Source organism: Pedococcus sp. P3_C7 (assembly GCF_056402615.1).
Window position 1 is genome coordinate 104788 of record NZ_JBFUHC010000004.1, and the last position, 16140, is coordinate 120927.

Annotated in this window: 15 protein-coding genes; 11 read left to right on the forward strand and 4 right to left on the reverse strand. The window is 70.7% G+C overall.

The window, feature by feature from the left end:
* Positions 1–156: 156 nt before the first annotated feature.
* The gene (locus AC1DS4_RS06475; RefSeq protein WP_477633572.1) at positions 157–1128 is read right to left on the reverse strand and encodes a threonine dehydratase; all 972 of its coding nucleotides are present in this window, start codon (positions 1126–1128) and stop codon (positions 157–159) included.
* 60 nt (positions 1129–1188) lie between these two features.
* Between AC1DS4_RS06475 and AC1DS4_RS06480 the strand changes: the two genes are divergently transcribed.
* The gene (locus AC1DS4_RS06480) at positions 1189–1677 is read left to right on the forward strand and encodes a hypothetical protein (RefSeq protein ID WP_477614818.1); all 489 of its coding nucleotides are present in this window, start codon (positions 1189–1191) and stop codon (positions 1675–1677) included.
* A 110-nt stretch (positions 1678–1787) separates the two neighbouring features.
* Here AC1DS4_RS06480 and AC1DS4_RS06485 read toward each other — a convergent pair whose 3' ends face one another.
* Entirely contained in the window at positions 1788–3851 is a 2064-nt protein-coding gene (locus AC1DS4_RS06485; protein ID WP_477633571.1) for a M4 family metallopeptidase, read from the reverse strand.
* A 458-nt stretch (positions 3852–4309) separates the two neighbouring features.
* Here AC1DS4_RS06485 and AC1DS4_RS06490 point away from each other — a divergent pair, with 458 nt between their 5' ends.
* Entirely contained in the window at positions 4310–6217 is a 1908-nt protein-coding gene (locus tag AC1DS4_RS06490; RefSeq protein WP_477633570.1) for a CocE/NonD family hydrolase, read from the forward strand.
* A gap of 38 nt (positions 6218–6255) precedes the next feature.
* Here the strand turns inward: AC1DS4_RS06490 and AC1DS4_RS06495 are convergent, their stop codons facing one another.
* Positions 6256–6666 carry a cobalamin B12-binding domain-containing protein gene (locus AC1DS4_RS06495; RefSeq protein WP_477614815.1) on the reverse strand — a complete coding sequence of 137 codons (411 nt, stop codon included), beginning with the start codon at positions 6664–6666 and terminating at the stop codon, positions 6256–6258.
* 125 nt (positions 6667–6791) lie between these two features.
* On the opposite strand from AC1DS4_RS06495, the gene AC1DS4_RS06500 reads away from it, so the two are divergent.
* Together AC1DS4_RS06500 and AC1DS4_RS06505 are read left to right on the forward strand one after the other, a co-directional pair.
* Positions 6792–7775, forward strand: coding sequence for a lipase family alpha/beta hydrolase (locus tag AC1DS4_RS06500; protein ID WP_477646009.1), 984 nt, complete (start codon positions 6792–6794; stop codon positions 7773–7775).
* Positions 7776–7888: 113 nt separating this feature from the next.
* The gene (locus tag AC1DS4_RS06505) at positions 7889–8665 is read left to right on the forward strand and encodes a M23 family metallopeptidase (protein ID WP_477614813.1); all 777 of its coding nucleotides are present in this window, start codon (positions 7889–7891) and stop codon (positions 8663–8665) included.
* 127 nt (positions 8666–8792) lie between these two features.
* Here the strand turns inward: AC1DS4_RS06505 and pcrA are convergent, their stop codons facing one another.
* On the reverse strand, positions 8793–11273 hold the full coding sequence (gene pcrA, locus AC1DS4_RS06510; RefSeq protein ID WP_477614812.1) for a DNA helicase PcrA: 2481 nt from the start codon (positions 11271–11273) through the stop codon (positions 8793–8795).
* A 90-nt stretch (positions 11274–11363) separates the two neighbouring features.
* Between pcrA and AC1DS4_RS06515 the strand changes: the two genes are divergently transcribed.
* From AC1DS4_RS06515 to AC1DS4_RS06545, 7 genes are read left to right on the forward strand one after another with little or no spacing between them, the layout of a single operon-like run.
* A complete protein-coding gene (locus AC1DS4_RS06515; protein ID WP_477614811.1) occupies positions 11364–11591 on the forward strand; it encodes a ribbon-helix-helix domain-containing protein in 228 nt (75 codons plus the stop codon).
* Positions 11578–11925 carry a type II toxin-antitoxin system PemK/MazF family toxin gene (locus AC1DS4_RS06520; RefSeq protein ID WP_477614810.1) on the forward strand — a complete coding sequence of 116 codons (348 nt, stop codon included), beginning with the start codon at positions 11578–11580 and terminating at the stop codon, positions 11923–11925. Before AC1DS4_RS06515 ends, AC1DS4_RS06520 begins: the two co-directional genes overlap by 14 nt.
* Positions 11926–11943: 18 nt before the next feature.
* Positions 11944–12504 carry a GNAT family N-acetyltransferase gene (locus tag AC1DS4_RS06525; protein ID WP_477624924.1) on the forward strand — a complete coding sequence of 187 codons (561 nt, stop codon included), beginning with the start codon at positions 11944–11946 and terminating at the stop codon, positions 12502–12504.
* Positions 12501–13337: a uracil-DNA glycosylase gene (locus AC1DS4_RS06530; RefSeq protein ID WP_477614808.1), complete on the forward strand. Its 837-nt coding sequence runs from the start codon at positions 12501–12503 to the stop codon at positions 13335–13337. Before AC1DS4_RS06525 ends, AC1DS4_RS06530 begins: the two co-directional genes overlap by 4 nt.
* Positions 13337–13900, forward strand: coding sequence for a GNAT family N-acetyltransferase (locus tag AC1DS4_RS06535; protein ID WP_477614807.1), 564 nt, complete (start codon positions 13337–13339; stop codon positions 13898–13900). Before AC1DS4_RS06530 ends, AC1DS4_RS06535 begins: the two co-directional genes overlap by 1 nt.
* Before the next feature lie 23 nt (positions 13901–13923).
* The gene (locus AC1DS4_RS06540; RefSeq protein ID WP_477614806.1) at positions 13924–14904 is read left to right on the forward strand and encodes a quinone oxidoreductase family protein; all 981 of its coding nucleotides are present in this window, start codon (positions 13924–13926) and stop codon (positions 14902–14904) included.
* A 30-nt stretch (positions 14905–14934) separates the two neighbouring features.
* Positions 14935–16104 (forward strand): DNA polymerase IV, encoded by a 1170-nt coding sequence (locus AC1DS4_RS06545; RefSeq protein WP_477614805.1) that lies wholly within the window; start codon positions 14935–14937, stop codon positions 16102–16104.
* Positions 16105–16140: the final 36 nt, after the last annotated feature.

Consider the following 16140-nt stretch of genomic DNA (forward strand, 5'->3'; position numbering starts at 1 on the left):
ATGGCGCCCGGCCGTTACCGCCCCGTCGATCCGTGGCGCCAGCGTCACGAATCGACGTGCTGCCACCGGTTCGGCGTTGATCCGTGGCGTCGAGGCCACAACTCGACGCCGGCAGATCGCTCGCGCGGCGCGGTCGCGGCAGCGCTCAACGAGAGCTCAGGCCTCCGGCGTGCTCCCGGCCAGGACCGTGGTGAGGATGTCGGCGTCGCAGTTGCCTCCCGAGAGGATGACGCCGACCCGCCGGCCGCTCTGGGAGCCGCTCTCGGCAAGCAGCCCGGCCAGGGCGATCGCGCCCGCGGGTTCGGGCAGCTGGTGGGTGGTGCGGAGCAGGACCCGCATCGCCTCGGCCGTGTCGTCCTCCGACACCTGCAGGATGCGGGCAGCCCCCCGAACCATCTCGGCCACGGCGTCTGCCATGGGCGCACGGCAGGCCACCCCGTCGACGAAAGTGGCGGCCTCCGGTGTCGTGACGACCTCGCCCGCCGCGAAGGACAGGGCCGACGCGGGAGCCCGCTCGGACACCACCCCGACGATCTCGGTGGGCAGGCCCAGGAGGTCGCGCACCCCGATGAGGCCGCAGATACCCGAACCCATCCCCACTGGCACGTACACCGCGTCCAGCGGGCCGGCCGCGTCGAACAGCTCGAGCGCATAGGTGCCCACCCCCACGACCAGGTCGCGATGGTAGGGCGGCACCGCCTCGAGGCCGAGCTCGGTCTCCAGGCCCATCGCGTGCTCGCGAGCCTCCTGGTAGTCGTGGCCGTGCACGATCAGCTCGGCGCCGAAACCCTGCATCGCGGCGTTCTTGTCCGGGCTGTTGCCCTCCGGCACCACGATGACGACGCGCAGCCCAGCTGCCCGGCCGGCATACGCGAGGGACTGTCCGTGGTTGCCGCGCGTCGCCGAGACGAAGCCCTTGACCTGCGGGCGCTCGCGGGCGGCGCGGTCTGCGTAGACCAGCCCACCACGGACCTTGAAAGCGCCTGTCGGAGTGTGGTTTTCGTGCTTGACCCAGACCTCCGCGCCGACGTGCTCGCTCAGCAGCGGCCACTCGAGCTGCGGGGTCGCGGCGAAGTGGCGGCGCACGACGCTGGTCGCGGCGTCGAGCTCGGCTCGGGTGAAGGTCATGGGCGTGAGTCTGCCCGAGGTGCGTGACGACGACCGGCAAGTGTGGGCAGGATGTCCGGTATGCCGCGAACCGCACCCTTGTCTTTCCGCGCCACTGGCGGCCTGATCGGCCTGATCGGTCTGTCCCTCGCCCTGGTCGGCTGCGGGACCACGGACCCACGGATACCGGCCGCTCCCTCGCCGACCGTCACCGGCCGGGCGAGCTTTCCCCTGACGGTGAGCAGGCTCGGGGGGATCGCGGGCTTCTCGGACAGCCTCTCGATCCAGGACGACGGCGGGGTGCTGGCCACGACCAAGCAGGGAAAGGTCACCTGCACGATCGACAAGGCCAGCCTGGCCGTCCTCAACGAGGCAGCCCTCGAGATCCACGACACGGACACCCCCACCGGCTCACCGAGCACGGTCGCCGACCAGCTGGATGTGCTCTTCGGGGCGGGGACAGGACTCGTGCACCTCGGGGACGAACGCGTGGCACGGGCCGAACCCATCGTCAGCCAGCTCCTGGCCGACGTCACGGGTCCGGCCTCCCGCCGCAAGATCTGCACGTAGCCGACGCGAGGAAGCGGCAGGTCACGGACTGGAGGTTGCCCGCGACCTGCCGCTGGTCAGGAGGGAGCCGGGCCGGCGCTCAGGGGGAACGCCGACCCGACTCCGGTCCGCTAGCTGGTGGCCAGCGCGGTGTCGTCGACCACGAAGGACGTCTGCAGCGTGGAGTCCTCGTTCATGAGGAACTTCACCGTGATGGTCTTGCCCTTGTAGGCCGTGACGTTGAACGACTTCTGCGTGTAGGTCGCGTTCGTCCCCACGTTGGAGTACGTCGCCAGCGTCGTCGTCGTCGCGCCGTCGACCACCTGCACCTTCATCGTGTCGTATGCCGTGCTCCCCGACTCGGCGGTGTCGGTGCGGAGCCAGAACGACAGGGTTGCGGCCGTGACGGTCGACGGGATCGCCACGCTCTGCTGCACCGTCTCGGTCGAGGTCGAGCCGTTGCCACCGAGCCAGGCCTTCCAGCTGCCGGTCCGTGCCGGACGCCCGGTGTTGTTGGTGATCGGACCCGAGGTGCCGGTCCAGCTGACCGCACCGGACTCGAAGCCCGGGTTCAGCAGCAGGTTGCCACCGGTGGGCGGGGGCGTGGTGCCGCACGTGGCCGAGCCGGCCGGGACGGCGATGGCGGTGAAGGCCGCCTCGACCGACTTGCAGGTCTGGCTGGTCGCCCCGTAGAGCTCGATGGCGGAGTTGATCGCCCCGTTGCGTGCGGCGGCGTAGTTGCTGTTGCTGGTGAGCTTGGTCGACAGCGTGCGGTACCAGACCTTCTCGATGTTGCCTCGACCGGCGCCCGTCACGGCTGCGGCGGTACCGCACACGGGGCTGTTGTAGCTGACGCCATTGATGGTCTTGGCCCCGCTGCCCTCGGAGGCCAGGTAGAACCAGTGGTTGAGCGGACCCGAGGAGTAGTGCGGGTTGAGCTGCCCGAGGGTCGATGACCAGCAGTCCTTGGACGCGCCGTCCTTGCTGGGCTTGTCCATGTAGCGCAACGGCGTCCCGTTGCCGTTGATGTTGATCTCCTCGCCGATGAGGTAGTCGCCAGGGTCGCTCGCGTTGGCGGCGTAGAACTCGACGGCGGTGCCGAAGATGTCCGATGTCGCCTCGTTGAGGCCGCCCGCGTCACCGCTGTAGACCAAGCCGGCAGTGTTCTCCGTGACACCGTGGGACATCTCGTGGCCGGCCACGTCGATCTCGGTCAGCGGGGCCGCGTTGGCTGCGCCGTCGCCGTAGGTCATCTGGGTGCCGTCCCAGAACGCGTTCTCCATGGCGTTGGCGAAGTGCACGCGGGAGGGAGCGCCGCGACCGTCGTTCCAGATGCCGTTCCGGCCCAGGATGTTCTTGTAGTAGTTGAACGTCGTCGTGGCGCCGTAGTGGGCGTCCACCGCGGCCGAGGCCCGGTCGGAGACGGCTCCGTTGCCCCAGAGGTCGTCAGAGTCGAGGAACAGGTCACCCGCCGGGCCGACACCGGTGTTGGGGTCGCCCAGGTTGTGGGCGTCCCGCGTGTTGTTGCCGTGGGTGTCGGTCAGCTCGTAGCCACCGCCGGTGTGCGCCTTGGTCTCGAGGGTCGCGTCGTAGAAGATGCCGTCGCCGGTGCCGGTCTGCACCTCGTCGTAGCTGATGAGGATGGCGCCGGACCTGGCGTCCACGAGGGTGTGCATCCGCGAGGGCACCTGGTCGGCCCGCACGCTCTTGACCAGCACGTCGTAGGCCAGGACGGGCTTGGCGCCGCCGGCCCACACGACCAGCTCACCGGACGGGGACTCCGTCTGCCTGCCGGCAGACCGACCCTCGGACACCGCCTGGCTCCGCGTCACCGTCGGGGTCGTCGAGGTGACGGCGACCTTCCCACTGGCGTTGTAGTGCACGCTCTTTTCCTGGCCGGCTGCGGTCTTCTCGACGATGAGGTCGCCACCCACGACCCGGAGGCCCTTGAAGGTGCGGTCGTAGCGGACGTGCTGCGTGCCGTCACGGTCGGTGAGGACGTTGCGCAGCACGAGCTTCTCGTCCTTGGAAAGGCCCAGCGCGGCGTGGTCCTGGTCAGCGCCGGACTGTGCGGAGGCGGCGCTGGCGACGTGGGTTGGCGCGGACTGTGGTGCGGCTGCCGCTGCGGACAGTGGTGTGGCCACTGCGGCTGCGACTGCGACGCCGAGTGCGGCGCCGGTGGACAGACGGATCACGAAAATCCTCTTCTCGGACATGCGCAGGTGTGTTGCCCGCGCTGCGTGTGGCGTCGAGTCCCCCTCCAGGGACGGCTCAGGGTTGCCGTGGGCCTCGCGCCGTGCTGACCTAACCGGCCGCCTGAAGAGCGGGTCAATGAAACTGGCGAAGACTTTGCCAAATGCGTGGGAACCCCCTGATTCGTACAGATACCAGGCACTTTTTCTCTGCCGTTGCCCAAGACGACGTCAGCCGTATGCCGTTGGCTCTCCTCGCGCGTCCACGTCGTGGATCGCTGCGCTCACCATGCGGACGCTCGCGCAAGCTCCCGGGCAGCCTCGCCCCGAGCACGACGGGAGCCCGAGCAGGGTCGGAGCCGCACCGAGCGACCCCGGAACGTAACCGGCCCGGCCACGGCGTCGTTGTCAGACCACTGCTGCGGCGCCACCCCGGCCCGCGCGCCCACCGTGGAGGCTCGATGTCGCGCCGCACCTCGTCCCAGATCCGGTCCGTCGCCGCGCTTGCGGCCGCAACCCTTGCGGGCCTAGGGCTCGTCGCGCCCGCCGCCGGACCCGCCGCCGCCGCGCCCGGCGCCGCCGCGGCCTCCACGCCGGACTCGGTCGACACCTACACCGGCCTGAAGTTCAGCGTCCCCGCGGGCAGCAACGACCTCGGACAGCCGCAGACCTGCACGATCGACGCGGACCTCTACAAGCCGCATTCCGCTAACCCCTCCGCGAGGGTGCCGGCCATCTTGACCACCAACGGGTTCGGCGGCAGCAAGGCCGACCAGGCAGGGCTGGGCGAGGCCTTCGCCAAGCGCGGCTACGCGGTGCTGTCCTACACCGGCCTCGGCTTCCCCGACAGCGGCTGCAAGATCTCGCTCGACGACCCCGGCGTGGACGGCGTCGCAGCCACCTCGTTGGTGACCTTCCTCGGGGGTGGCGGCTCCGCGGCATACACCTCATCGCAGGTGGGGGGCGCAGCTGGTGGGCCGGGGACGACGACCGTGGACTTCACGGTGCTCGACAACCCGGCCACCCACGACCCGCGGCTGGGCATGATCGGCGGGTCCTACGGTGGACAGATCCAGTTCGCTACTGCCGCAGTTGATTCCAGGGTTGACACGCTCGTCCCGCTGATCACGTGGAACGACCTGCGGTACTCCCTCGCGCCGAACAACACGAGCTTCACGAGGGGCGTGACCTATGCCAACTCTGCTCCGGGAACGGAGAAGATCGGCTGGACCGGGCTGTTCTTCGGCGTCGGCATCGCCGACGGGCTGCAGGGCGCCGCGATCGACCCGACCCGCAACGTCGGCTGCCCCAACTTCGTGCTCGAGGCCTGCGAGGCGAAGGCCACGCTGGACACCCTCGGGTACCCCACTCCGACGACGTTCGAGCTCACCGACCGCGTGTCGGTCGGCCACTACATCGACAGGGTGAAGGTGCCGACCTTCCTGATACAGGGGGAGAACGACACCCTGTTCAACCTGCAGGAAGCCGCCTCGACCTACCGCTCGCTCAAGGCGCGGGGCGTGCCTGTGACCATGGCGTGGCAGTCCTGGGGCCACTCCGGCGGGACCGGTACGAACACCGGGGCCGCCCCGGGCGAGCTCGACCTGAGCGGGCAGCACATCGAGGACACCTACCTCGGCCTGCGCATCAAGAACTGGTTCGACCACTACCTCAAGGGCTCCAGCGCCTCGACCGGTCCGGTGTTCTCCTACTTCCGCGACTGGGTCGGCTACACGGGCAGCGCCGCTCCGGCCTACGCCAGCGCGAGCAGCTACCCGGTGGGCACGCGCAAGGCGCTCTACCTCTCGTCGGCCGACGAGCTGGTCTCGTCGAAGTCCTCGATCCTGCCCGGCTCGACGTCGTGGTCCAACCCGGGAGGGGGCGCAGCCGCGTCCTACAGCGAGGTCTCCGGGCTCGAGGGCCAGGTGGCGCTCCCCAGCGGGCTCAAGACACCGTTCGACACCCCCGGCACCTTCGGCGCCTGGTCGACACCGGCGCAGTCGAAGCCACTGACGATCGTCGGCGCTCCCACCCTGGACGTGCGCTTCGAGTCCCCCACCGTGGCGCTCAGCCAGTCGGTCGGCCCCAGCGGTCAGCTGCAGGTCTTCGCCAAGCTCTACGACGTCGCCCCTGACGGCTCGAAGACCTTGGTGCACAAGCTGATCAGCCCGGTCCGCGTGGCCGACGTGACCCAGCCGGTGCACATCGAGCTGCCCGCGATCGTGCACCGGGTCGAGGCCGGCCACCGGCTCCAGCTGGTGCTCGCCAGCACCGATGCCGCCTACAAGAACGCGTATGCCGTCCAGCCGGTGACGGTGCGCGCGTCACCGCTGGCTCCGGCCACCCTCAGCCTGCCCGTGGTGCCCTGAGTCCCAGCATGCGCAGCGTCAGCCGCGAGTCAGGTGGGTCAGGCGTCCTCGTCGGGCCGGACCGCGCCGCGCACCCACGCCACGATCTCGGTCGTGGTGGCTCCCGGGGTGAAGACCTTGGCGACACCGATCTTCTCGAGCTCGGGGATGTCGGCCTCAGGGATGATGCCGCCGCCGAAGACGATGATGTCGGCGGCGTCGCGCTCCCTGAGGAGCTCCATCACCTTGGCGAAGAGGGTCATGTGCGCGCCCGAGAGGACCGACAGGCCCACCAGGTCGGCGTCCTCCTGGATGGCGGCCTCGACGATCTGCTCGGGCGTCTGGTGCAGCCCGGTGTAGACGACCTCCATGCCGGCGTCACGCAGGGCGCGCGCCACGACCTTCGCGCCACGGTCATGGCCGTCCAGTCCGGGCTTGGCCACGACGACGCGCAGGGGAGACTCAGTCATGGCCGCAGACTAGCCACTCCCGGTCGCAGACAGCGCCTCGGGTGGCGAACGCCACGGGCAGACACGCGGCAAACTTCGGCTGAACACACCATGGCCACCCCTCCAACCGCTACGTTCAGCTAGATATGTCGCAGAGCCTCCCGCGCCCTCACCGACCCGCCGCAGCACAGCGGCGCACGTCGGCGCAGACGGTGCGCCCCGGCCTCCTCACCCGGGCGACGCGTGGCGTCCGGGCCGCCGCCGCGGCGGCCGACGACGTCGTCGGGGGCGCAGCGAGGGCCCTGGCCACTCCCACCGGAGCCCTGGGTGCCGCGGTCGAGGCGGTCTGGGTGACGACCCACCTGGCGCTCTATCCGTGGGGCCTCGTGGGCCGACACGGACGCGACAGCCAGCTCGGTTTCGGGGTCGAGCACCTGCCCCCCATCCAGCGCGGCCTGCTCATCTCCGACGTCGAGGCGGCAGGCACGCCGATCCTGCTCGTGCACGGCATGGTGGACAACCGGTCGATCTTCACCCTGCTCAGGCTCGGCCTGCGTCGACGGGGCTTCGGCCGCGTGACGAGCATGAACTACTCCCCCTTCACCGCGGACGTGCGCGTGGCCGCTGCCCAGCTCGCCGAGGAGGTCGAGGCCCTCGTGGCCGAGACCGGCTACGAGCGGATCCACGTCGTCGGCCACTCGATGGGCGGCCTGATCGCCCGCTACTACGTCACCCGGCTGGGCGGCGACGAGCGCGTCCACACGCTCGTGACGCTGGGAACGCCCCACCAGGGCACCTACACGGCATACGGATGGCACAACCAGCTGACCCGTCAGCTGCGCCCGGGAAGCGGGTTGATGCGCGAGCTGGACCAGCCGGTGCCCGACTGCCGCACGAGGTTCGTCGTGTACTGGTCCGACCTCGACCAGATGGTCTTCCCGCAGCGCAACGCCGCCCTGACCCACCCCGACCTGCAGGCCCGCAACATCGACCTGCACGGCGTCGGCCACATGTCGCTGCCCATCATCGGGAGCGTCGTCCACGGCATCTCGAGCACGCTGGCGCACCTGGACTCCGAGGGGCACACCCTCACCCCTGGCGTCACCGAGCTGCGACGGCGTGGCTCCTGAGGGCGAACATTTAGGACATATGTGGCGGATTTCTGGGGAAAGATTTTGGATAACGAACTGATCACGCTACCCTCTGTCACTCCGTGTCCCCCCGCACGCAAGGTCATCGCTTCGTGAGTTCAGATTCCTACTCGGGCCGCCACCGCGCCCCAGGTCGCCACCGCGCGCCTCGTCGGGGACCCCGTTTCGCCAAGAGTGGGTACCTGCTGCCGGGGGCAGCCGCTGCCGCCCTCGTCGTGACCGCGACCGGTGCAACCGTCGCCGAGTCCGCCCCGGCCTACTTCGACCTGAACGGTGCTGCCAAGGCCCGGACCCAGGACCAGGCCGCCGCCAAGTTCAACCGTGTCGAGGCCGCCCAGCAGCGCGAGGTGCAGGTCACGGCCGTCCAGGCCCGCGTGCTCGAGGCGCAGCGGATCGCCCGCACCGCCGAGCGCAAGGCCGTCGCCAAGCGGACTGCCGCCGCCGCGGCCCTCCGCAAGGCCGAGGCCGACCGCAAGAACCGCGAGAAGTGGGTCATGCCCATCAACGGCGCGGTCTTCACGTCCGGCTACGGCTGGCGCTGGGGCCGACTGCACGCCGGCGACGACTTCGGCACCCCGGTCGGGACCCCGCTGAAGGCCATGTCCACCGGCACCGTCACCTTCGCGGGCTGGGAGGGTGGCTACGGCAACAAGATCGAGATCGAGTACTGGGACGGCACCGTGTCGGTCTTCGGCCACCTGAGCCAGATCGAGACCAGCGTCGGCGACAAGGTCGCCCCCGGCGACGTCGTGGGACTGTCGGGCAACACCGGCCACTCCACCGGCCCCCACCTGCACCTCGAGATCCACCCCGACGGCGGTGCGGCCATCGACCCCGCCCCCTGGTTGCACGACCACGGCCTGCAGTAGCAGTCCCGCAGCACCGCACGAGGCGCCCTCCGGGGCGCCTTTCGTGTATGCCGCGTCAGCGCAGTGCGAGAGCGACGCCTGAGCGCCGCGTCAGCGCCGCGACAGCGCGGAGCGGCTGCCTCCTCGGTCAGAGCTTTTCGAGTGGGGCGTAGCGCAGCAGGAACCGCTTGACGCCGGTGTCGCCGCCGAAGTCGACGTGCGCCTGCGTCTTGTCACCCTCACCCTCGGTCTTGACGACCGTGCCCATGCCGTAGCTGTCGTGGGTGACCTTGTCGCCCGAGTGCAGCGAGATCAGCGGGCGGTTGCCCGGAGAGCGGACGCCGGGGCGCTGGGCCAGGGTCGCGACGGCGGGCGTGCCCGGTCGACGCGAGGTGGTGGCTGCCTCGGCCCGCTGCCACTCGACGAGGTCGGGCGGGATCTCGTCGAGGAACCGGCTGGCCGGGTTGTACTGCGGAGCCCCCCACGCCGATCGCACGGCCGCCCGCGACAGGTGCAGCCGCTCGCGGGCGCGGGTGATGCCGACGTACGCCAGCCGGCGCTCCTCCTCGAGCTCCTTGGGGTCGCCGAGCGCCCGCAGGTGCGGGAACGTGCCGTCCTCGAGGCCGGTGAGGAAGACGACGGGGAACTCCAGGCCCTTGGCGGTGTGCAGCGTCATGAGCGTGACGACCCCGAGGTCCTCGGCCTCTTCGCCGTCCGGGATCTCGTCGGCATCGGCGACCAGCGAGACCTGCTCGAGGAAGTCCTCGAGGCTGGCGACCTCGCCGGTCTCGGCGCGGGTCTCGTCGAACTCCTGCGCGACGGCGACGAGCTCGGCGAGGTTCTCGACCCGGGTCTCGTCCTGCGGGTCGTGGCTGGCGCGCAGCTCGGCGAGGTAGCCGGACTTCTCGATGACGGCCTCCAGGAGCGCCCCCACACCCTGCTCGTCGTCGGCGTGGATGGTGCCGAGCTGCTCGAGCAGCCCGGTGAAGCCCTTGATCGCGGCGACCGAGCGGGTCGCGATGCCCGGAGCGTCCTCGGGACGGCCGAGGGCCGCGATGAACGGGATCCGCTCGCGCTCGGCGAGGGCCGCGACGCAGGCCTCGGCCCGGTCGCCGATCCCCCGCTTGGGCACGTTGAGGATGCGCCGCAGGTTGACGGTGTCCGTCGGGTTGGAGATGACCCTCAGATAGGCGAGCGCGTCCTTGACCTCACGCCGCTCGTAGAACCGTGTGCCGCCCACGACCTTGTAGGGCAAGCCAACTCGCACGAAGACCTCTTCGAGCGCTCGCGACTGGGCGTTGGTCCGATAGAACACCGCGACGTCCTTGGGCTTGACCCCGGCAGAGTCGCCGAGCTCGTCGATCGTCTTCGCGACGAAGGCCGCCTCGTCGTGCTCGTTGTCGCCGACGTAGCCGATGATGGCCGCGCCGTTGCCGCTGTCGGTCCAGAGGTTCTTCTTGCGGCGCTCGGGGTTCCTGGCGATGACCGAGTTGGCGGCCTGCAGGATCGTCTGGGTCGACCGGTAGTTCTGCTCGAGCAGGATGGTCCGCGCGTTCGGGTAGTCCTCCTCGAACTCCACGATGTTGCGGATCGTCGCGCCCCTGAACGCATAGATCGACTGGTCGGCGTCACCGACCACGACGAGCTCGGCGGGGCCGACGGACGGCCCGTCGCCGACCGGCATACCTGCGCTGCCTGCGGCGCCACCCACGAGCTCGCGGACGAGCTGGTACTGGGCGTGGTTGGTGTCCTGGTACTCGTCGACCAGGACGTGACGGAACCGGCGACGGTAGTGCTCGGCCACGTCGGGGAAGGCCTGGAGGATGTTGACGGTCGTCATGATGAGGTCGTCGAAGTCGAGCGCGTTGGCCTGGCGCAACCTCCGCTGGTAGCCGGTGTAGGCCTCGGCGAGCATCCGCTCCTGGTGGGTCCCCTCGACCACCTGCGAGGCGAACGTCTCCTCGTCGACCAGCTCGTTCTTGAGGTTGGAGACCTGGTGGCTGAACGACCGGGGCGGGTAGCGCTTGGGGTCGAGGTCGAGGTCGCGCATCACCATCGCCATGAGGCGCTGGCTGTCGGCGGCATCGTAGATGGAGAAGGTCGTCTTGAGCCCGACCTTCGCAGCCTCGCGGCGCAGGATCCGCACGCAGGCCGAGTGGAAGGTCATGACCCACATCGCCTTGGCGCGCGGCCCGACCAGGGACGCGACCCGCTCGCGCATCTCGGCCGCGGCCTTGTTGGTGAAGGTGATGGCCAGAACCTGCCCCGGCTGCACGCCCCGGGCCGCCAGCAGGTAGGCGATGCGGTTGGTGAGCACGCGCGTCTTGCCCGAGCCCGCGCCGGCGACGATGAGCAGCGGACCGCCCTCGTGCAGGACGGCCGCGCGCTGCTGCGGGTTGAGTCCCTCGAGCAGCGTCTCAGGATCGGTGTGCCGGCTGCTCGCCTCGTCAGGGCCGCGCCCCTCGGCGGCGGCTTGGGCCCACGTCGGGACGCCGCGGTCGTCGACCGCGGTCGCCCGGGCAGCCGCAGCCGTCGGGCGCGTGCCGGGGGCCGGCGGGTCGGCAGGGCCCTGTTCGTTGAAAGGGCCGTGCCCGTTGGCAGGGAAGAGGTCGTCGAAGAGCGTGCTCATGTTGCACCCAGCCTACGTGTCCCCAGCGACAGGACTACCGCAGGTACGACCACAGTGTTACCCGGGGTAGCACTGCGGTAGCATCCGGGCATGAAGGTCAGTGTGAGCCTGCCCGAGGAGGACATCGAGTTCCTCGACGCGCTGGTGCTCGAGGCCAGCGCTGAGTCGCGTTCTGCCGCCCTGCACCAGGCGGTGAGCTCGCTGCGTTCGTCGCGTCTGGAGGCGGCCTACGAGGCGGCCTGGGCGGATTGGCGCGACTCCGGCGAGGCCGAGGCGTGGGAGTCCACGACCGGAGACGGCATCGATGCGGCGGGGTGAGATCTGGCTGGCCGACCTCGAGCCCGTCATCGGAGGCGAAGCCGACAAGGCTCGCCCCGTCGTGGTCGTGAGCAACAACGGCGCCAACACCGCAGCCGAGCGACTGGGCCAGGGTGTGGTGACGGTGGTGCCCGTCACCAGCAACGTCAAGACGGTCTACGCCTTCCAGACCTATCTGCCGCGCGCAGGCACCGGACTGCGGCACAACTCCAAGGCCCAGGCCGAGCAGGTTCGGTCGATCGACGCACGCCGGCTCTCGCGCAGGGTCGGCATCGTGCCGGCGGCACAGCTGCGCGAGCTCGACGACGCGCTGCGCGTCCACCTGGGGCTCTGACCTCATAGGCTCGAGATCGTGACCCGTCTCGTCGTCCCGGATGTCCGGTACCAGGACTCCTACCTGGCCGCGACCGACGAGTTCACGGTGTCCGGGGAGCAGCGCGACGGTGATGGCGACCTGGCCCAGCCCGCCGAAGCGGGATACGAGGGTTACCAGTTCACCCGTGAAGGCCTGGAGGACCCCGCCGAGTTCGCGCGTTTCGTGGCGCAGCGACGGCGGGCCGCCGACGAGGACGCACCGCGGAGGTCCGGCTGGACCGCCTGCACCTTCCGCTGGATCGTCGACGACACCGACTGGTACGTCGGATCGCTCGCGCTGCGCCACGAGCTGACCGACTACCTCCTGCGCGAGGGCGGTCACATCGGCTACAGCGTCCGGCCGACAGCCCGCCAGCGTGGCCATGCGCGTGAGGCACTGCGCCTGGCCCTGCCCATCGCGCGCGACGAGCTCGGTCTCGACCGGGTGCTGGTGACCTGCCTGGAGGACAACGAGGCCTCGAGACGAGCCATCGAGGCGAACGGCGGCGTCTACGAGGACTCGCGCAACGGCACCCGCCGCTACTGGATCGAGCTGTGAACGTCGACCCCCACCCGGTCACGGGTGAGCGGTTCGAGTCGCCGGTGCCGCCGGGCAGCGGCTGGCCGGGCGACCCGGCGTCGGCCGCCACCCCTGTGGCCCGCAACGCGTCCCAGACCGACGCACTCGCCTGCACCTCACCCGATGTGGCCGAGCTCGATGCCCGGATCTCGGTCTGTCGCGCGTGTCCGCGACTCGTCGAGTGGCGTGAAACCGTTGCGACACAAGGCCGCCGGGCCTCCTTCGCGGACCAGCCCTATTGGGGCAGACCGGGGCCGGGCTTCGGCGACCCAGCTGCCCAGGTGCTGGTCGTGGGGCTGGCTCCCGCTGCCAACGGCACCAACCGCACGGGACGGATGTTCACCGGCGACCGGTCGGGCGACTGGCTGTATGCCGCGTTGCACCGCGCCGGGTACGCCAGCCAGCCGCAGTCGTGGGCGAGCGGTGACGGGCTGGTGCTGCACGGCATACGCATCATCGCAGCGGTGCGGTGCGCTCCGCCGGCCAACAAGCCCACCACGACGGAGCGGGCCGCCTGCGCGCACTGGCTGGACCGCGACCTCGAGCTCGCCGCGCCGGGGTTGCGGTCGATGCTCGCACTGGGCTCGATCGCCTGGGACGCGACGCTCGGCAGTGCCCGACGACTCGGCTGGGACGTGCCACGCCCCAAGCCGCAGTTCGGGCACGGGGCGGAGACAGTGCTGGTGTCCCCCGACGGGCGGCCGGTCCGGCTCGTCGGGAGCTACCACGTGAGCCAGCAGAACACCTTCACGGGCAAGCTCACCGAGGCGATGCTCGACGCGGCGATCGCCAGGCTGCGACCGGTGCCCTGATGGTGCTGCTCGCGGTGCCCCACCTGCGGTTCCGCCATTCGTTCCTCGCTGCGGCGGACGAGTTCCGCGCCAACGGGGAGTCGGCTCACGACGGGGTGCTCAACTGGCCTGCCGAGGGCGACTTCCCGGGCGTCGTGTTCACACGGGAGGGCCTGGAGGACCCGGCCGAGTTCGCCCGGCTGGTGGCCAACCGGGTTGGCGACGCCGAGCCGACGAGCGTCCGGCCACCCCGCTGGACCACGGCGACCTACTGGTGGCTGGAGGACCCCGAACTCGCCGACGAGTTCGTGGGGTCGATCTCGTTGCGGCACCACATCGACCACCCCCTGCTGGCGACCGTCGGCGGTCACGTCGGCTACTCGGTGCGCCCGAGCGCCCGCCGCCGCGGTTTCGCCAGCGACGCGCTGCGACAGGTCGTGCCGCGGGCGGCGGCACGCGGCATACCGAGGCTGCTGGTGACGTGCGACCTCGACAACGTGGCATCGGCGCGGACCATCGAGGCCAACGGGGGCGAGTTCGAGGGCGAGCTGCGCGGCAAGCGGCGCTACTGGATCGCCACCTGACCTCGACGCCTATGGTGTTGGGCATGGCCATGTCGCGCGCCCTCGTCGTCCCCCGCAACGGTGACTCCTCGGTCCTGGAGGTCCAGGAGACAGAGGTGGCACCGCCCGGTCAGGGCGAGGTGCAGGTCGAGGTCGCGGCGGTCGGGGTCAACTTCATCGACGTCTACCAGCGACAGGGCGTCTATCCCCTCTCCACCCCGTTCGTCTCGTGCTCCGAGGGGTCCGGCACCGTCACGGTGGTGGGGCCAGGGGTTGACGACGTCGCGGTCGGCGACCGCGTCGCCTGGGGCGCCGGCCTCGGTGCGGCCGGCTCCGTGGTCAACCGGGCCGCCGACTCACTCGTGCCCGTGCCCGACGGGGTCGAGCTGGACGTGGCGGCCGCGGCGATGCTCCAGGGCATGACCGCGCACTACCTCGTCAACTCGACGTATGCCGTGGGGCCGGGGACCGTGGCCCTCGTGCACGCGGCTGCGGGCGGCGTGGGGCAGCTGCTCGTGCAGATGGTGACCGCCAAGGGCGGTCGGGTGATCGCGACCGCCGGGTCGCCCGACAAGCTCGAGATCGCTCGCGGCCTGGGGGCGGAGACGGTGATCAACTACCGGGAGTCCGAGGACCTCGCCGCGGAAGTGCGAGCGGCCAATGGTGGCAACGGAGTCCACGTCGCCTACGACGGAGTCGGCAAGGCGACGTTCGACGCCTCGCTGGCGTCGCTGCGCCCCCGTGGGCTGATGGTCCTCTTCGGTGGTGCCAGTGGGCAGGTGCCGCCCTTCGACATCCAGCGGCTCAACGCCCTGGGCTCGCTGTTCCTGACCCGCCCGACCCTGGGCAGCTACACCGCCACCCGCGAGGAGCTGCTCGAACGCGGCACCTCGGTGCTCGGCGACATCGCAGCCGGACGGCTGGCGATCGAGATCGGCGGACGCTACCCGCTCACCGACGCGGCGACCGCCTACGACGACCTCGAAGCCCGCCGGACGACCGGCAAGCTGCTGCTGGTCCCCTGACCTGACACCGGAGCACGGCAGGATGGGCCCATGGCTCCCGCCGCTGACGCCGTGCCGTGGGTGCTGCACGTCGACCTCGACCAGTTCCTCGCAGCGGTCGAGATCCTGCGGCACCCCGAGCTGGCCGGTGTGCCGCTGATCGTCGGCGGTCGCGGCGATCCCACCGAGCGGGCCGTGGTGTCGACAGCCTCCTACGAGGCGCGTGAGTTCGGGGTCCGGTCAGGCATGCCGTTGAAGGTCGCCGTGCGCCGGTGTCCCGAGGCGGTGCTCCTGCCCGTCGACTTCCCGGTCTACGAGGAGGCGTCCGCGCGGGTCATGGAGGTGCTCAGGGGTATGCCGGGTGCGGTCGTGGAGGTGCTCGGCTGGGACGAGGCCTTCGTGGGGGTGACGACCGACGACCCCCTGGCCTATGCGCAGGCGATCCGCGCCGCCGTGCTCGAGGCCACCGACCTGCACTGCTCGGTCGGCATCGGCGACACGAAGGTGCGGGCCAAGATCGCCACCGACTTCGGAAAGCCCCGGGGGGTCTTCGAGCTGACCCGCGACAACTGGTTCGAGGTCATGGGCGACCGTCCGACGATCGCCTTGTGGGGCGTGGGTTCCAGGATCTCGCAGCGGCTGGCGTCCCACGGCTACCAGACGGTGCGCGACCTCGCCGAGGCCGACGAGGCGACCCTGGCGGCCGAGTTCGGGCCGACCATGGGCCCGCACTACGGCCGGCTCGGGCGCGGGGTGAGCTCCGCGACCGTCGACGACACCCCGTGGATCGCCCGGGCCCACGGACGCGAGACGACCTACCAGGCCAACCTCGTCGAGCCCCAGCAGGTCGAGGTCGCGATCCGGGCGTTGGCCGAGCAGGTGGTCGAGGACATCCGTCGCGAGGGCAGGGCCTGCCAGCGCGTCTTCCTCAAGGTGCGGTTCGCGCCGTTCTTCACGACCAACCGGGTCCGCAAGCTGACCGAGCCCACCTTCGACGTCGACGTCATCGCCTCCACCGCGCTGGCCCTCCTCGCGGCCCTGGCGGACGACCGCCCCATCAGGCTCCTCGGGGTCCGGGCCGAGATGGTGCCGCCCGAGGGTGGCTACATCGACCCACGGACCACCGGACGCGGCGGTCCGAGTGCCAGGGCCGCCGGCACCGGGGGCGGTGTGGAGGACTCCTCGCCGGGAGCGACGGCGGACACCTCGCGCGAAGGATGACCGGTCAGCGCGCCCCCCGCTGACCGGTCGGCACGC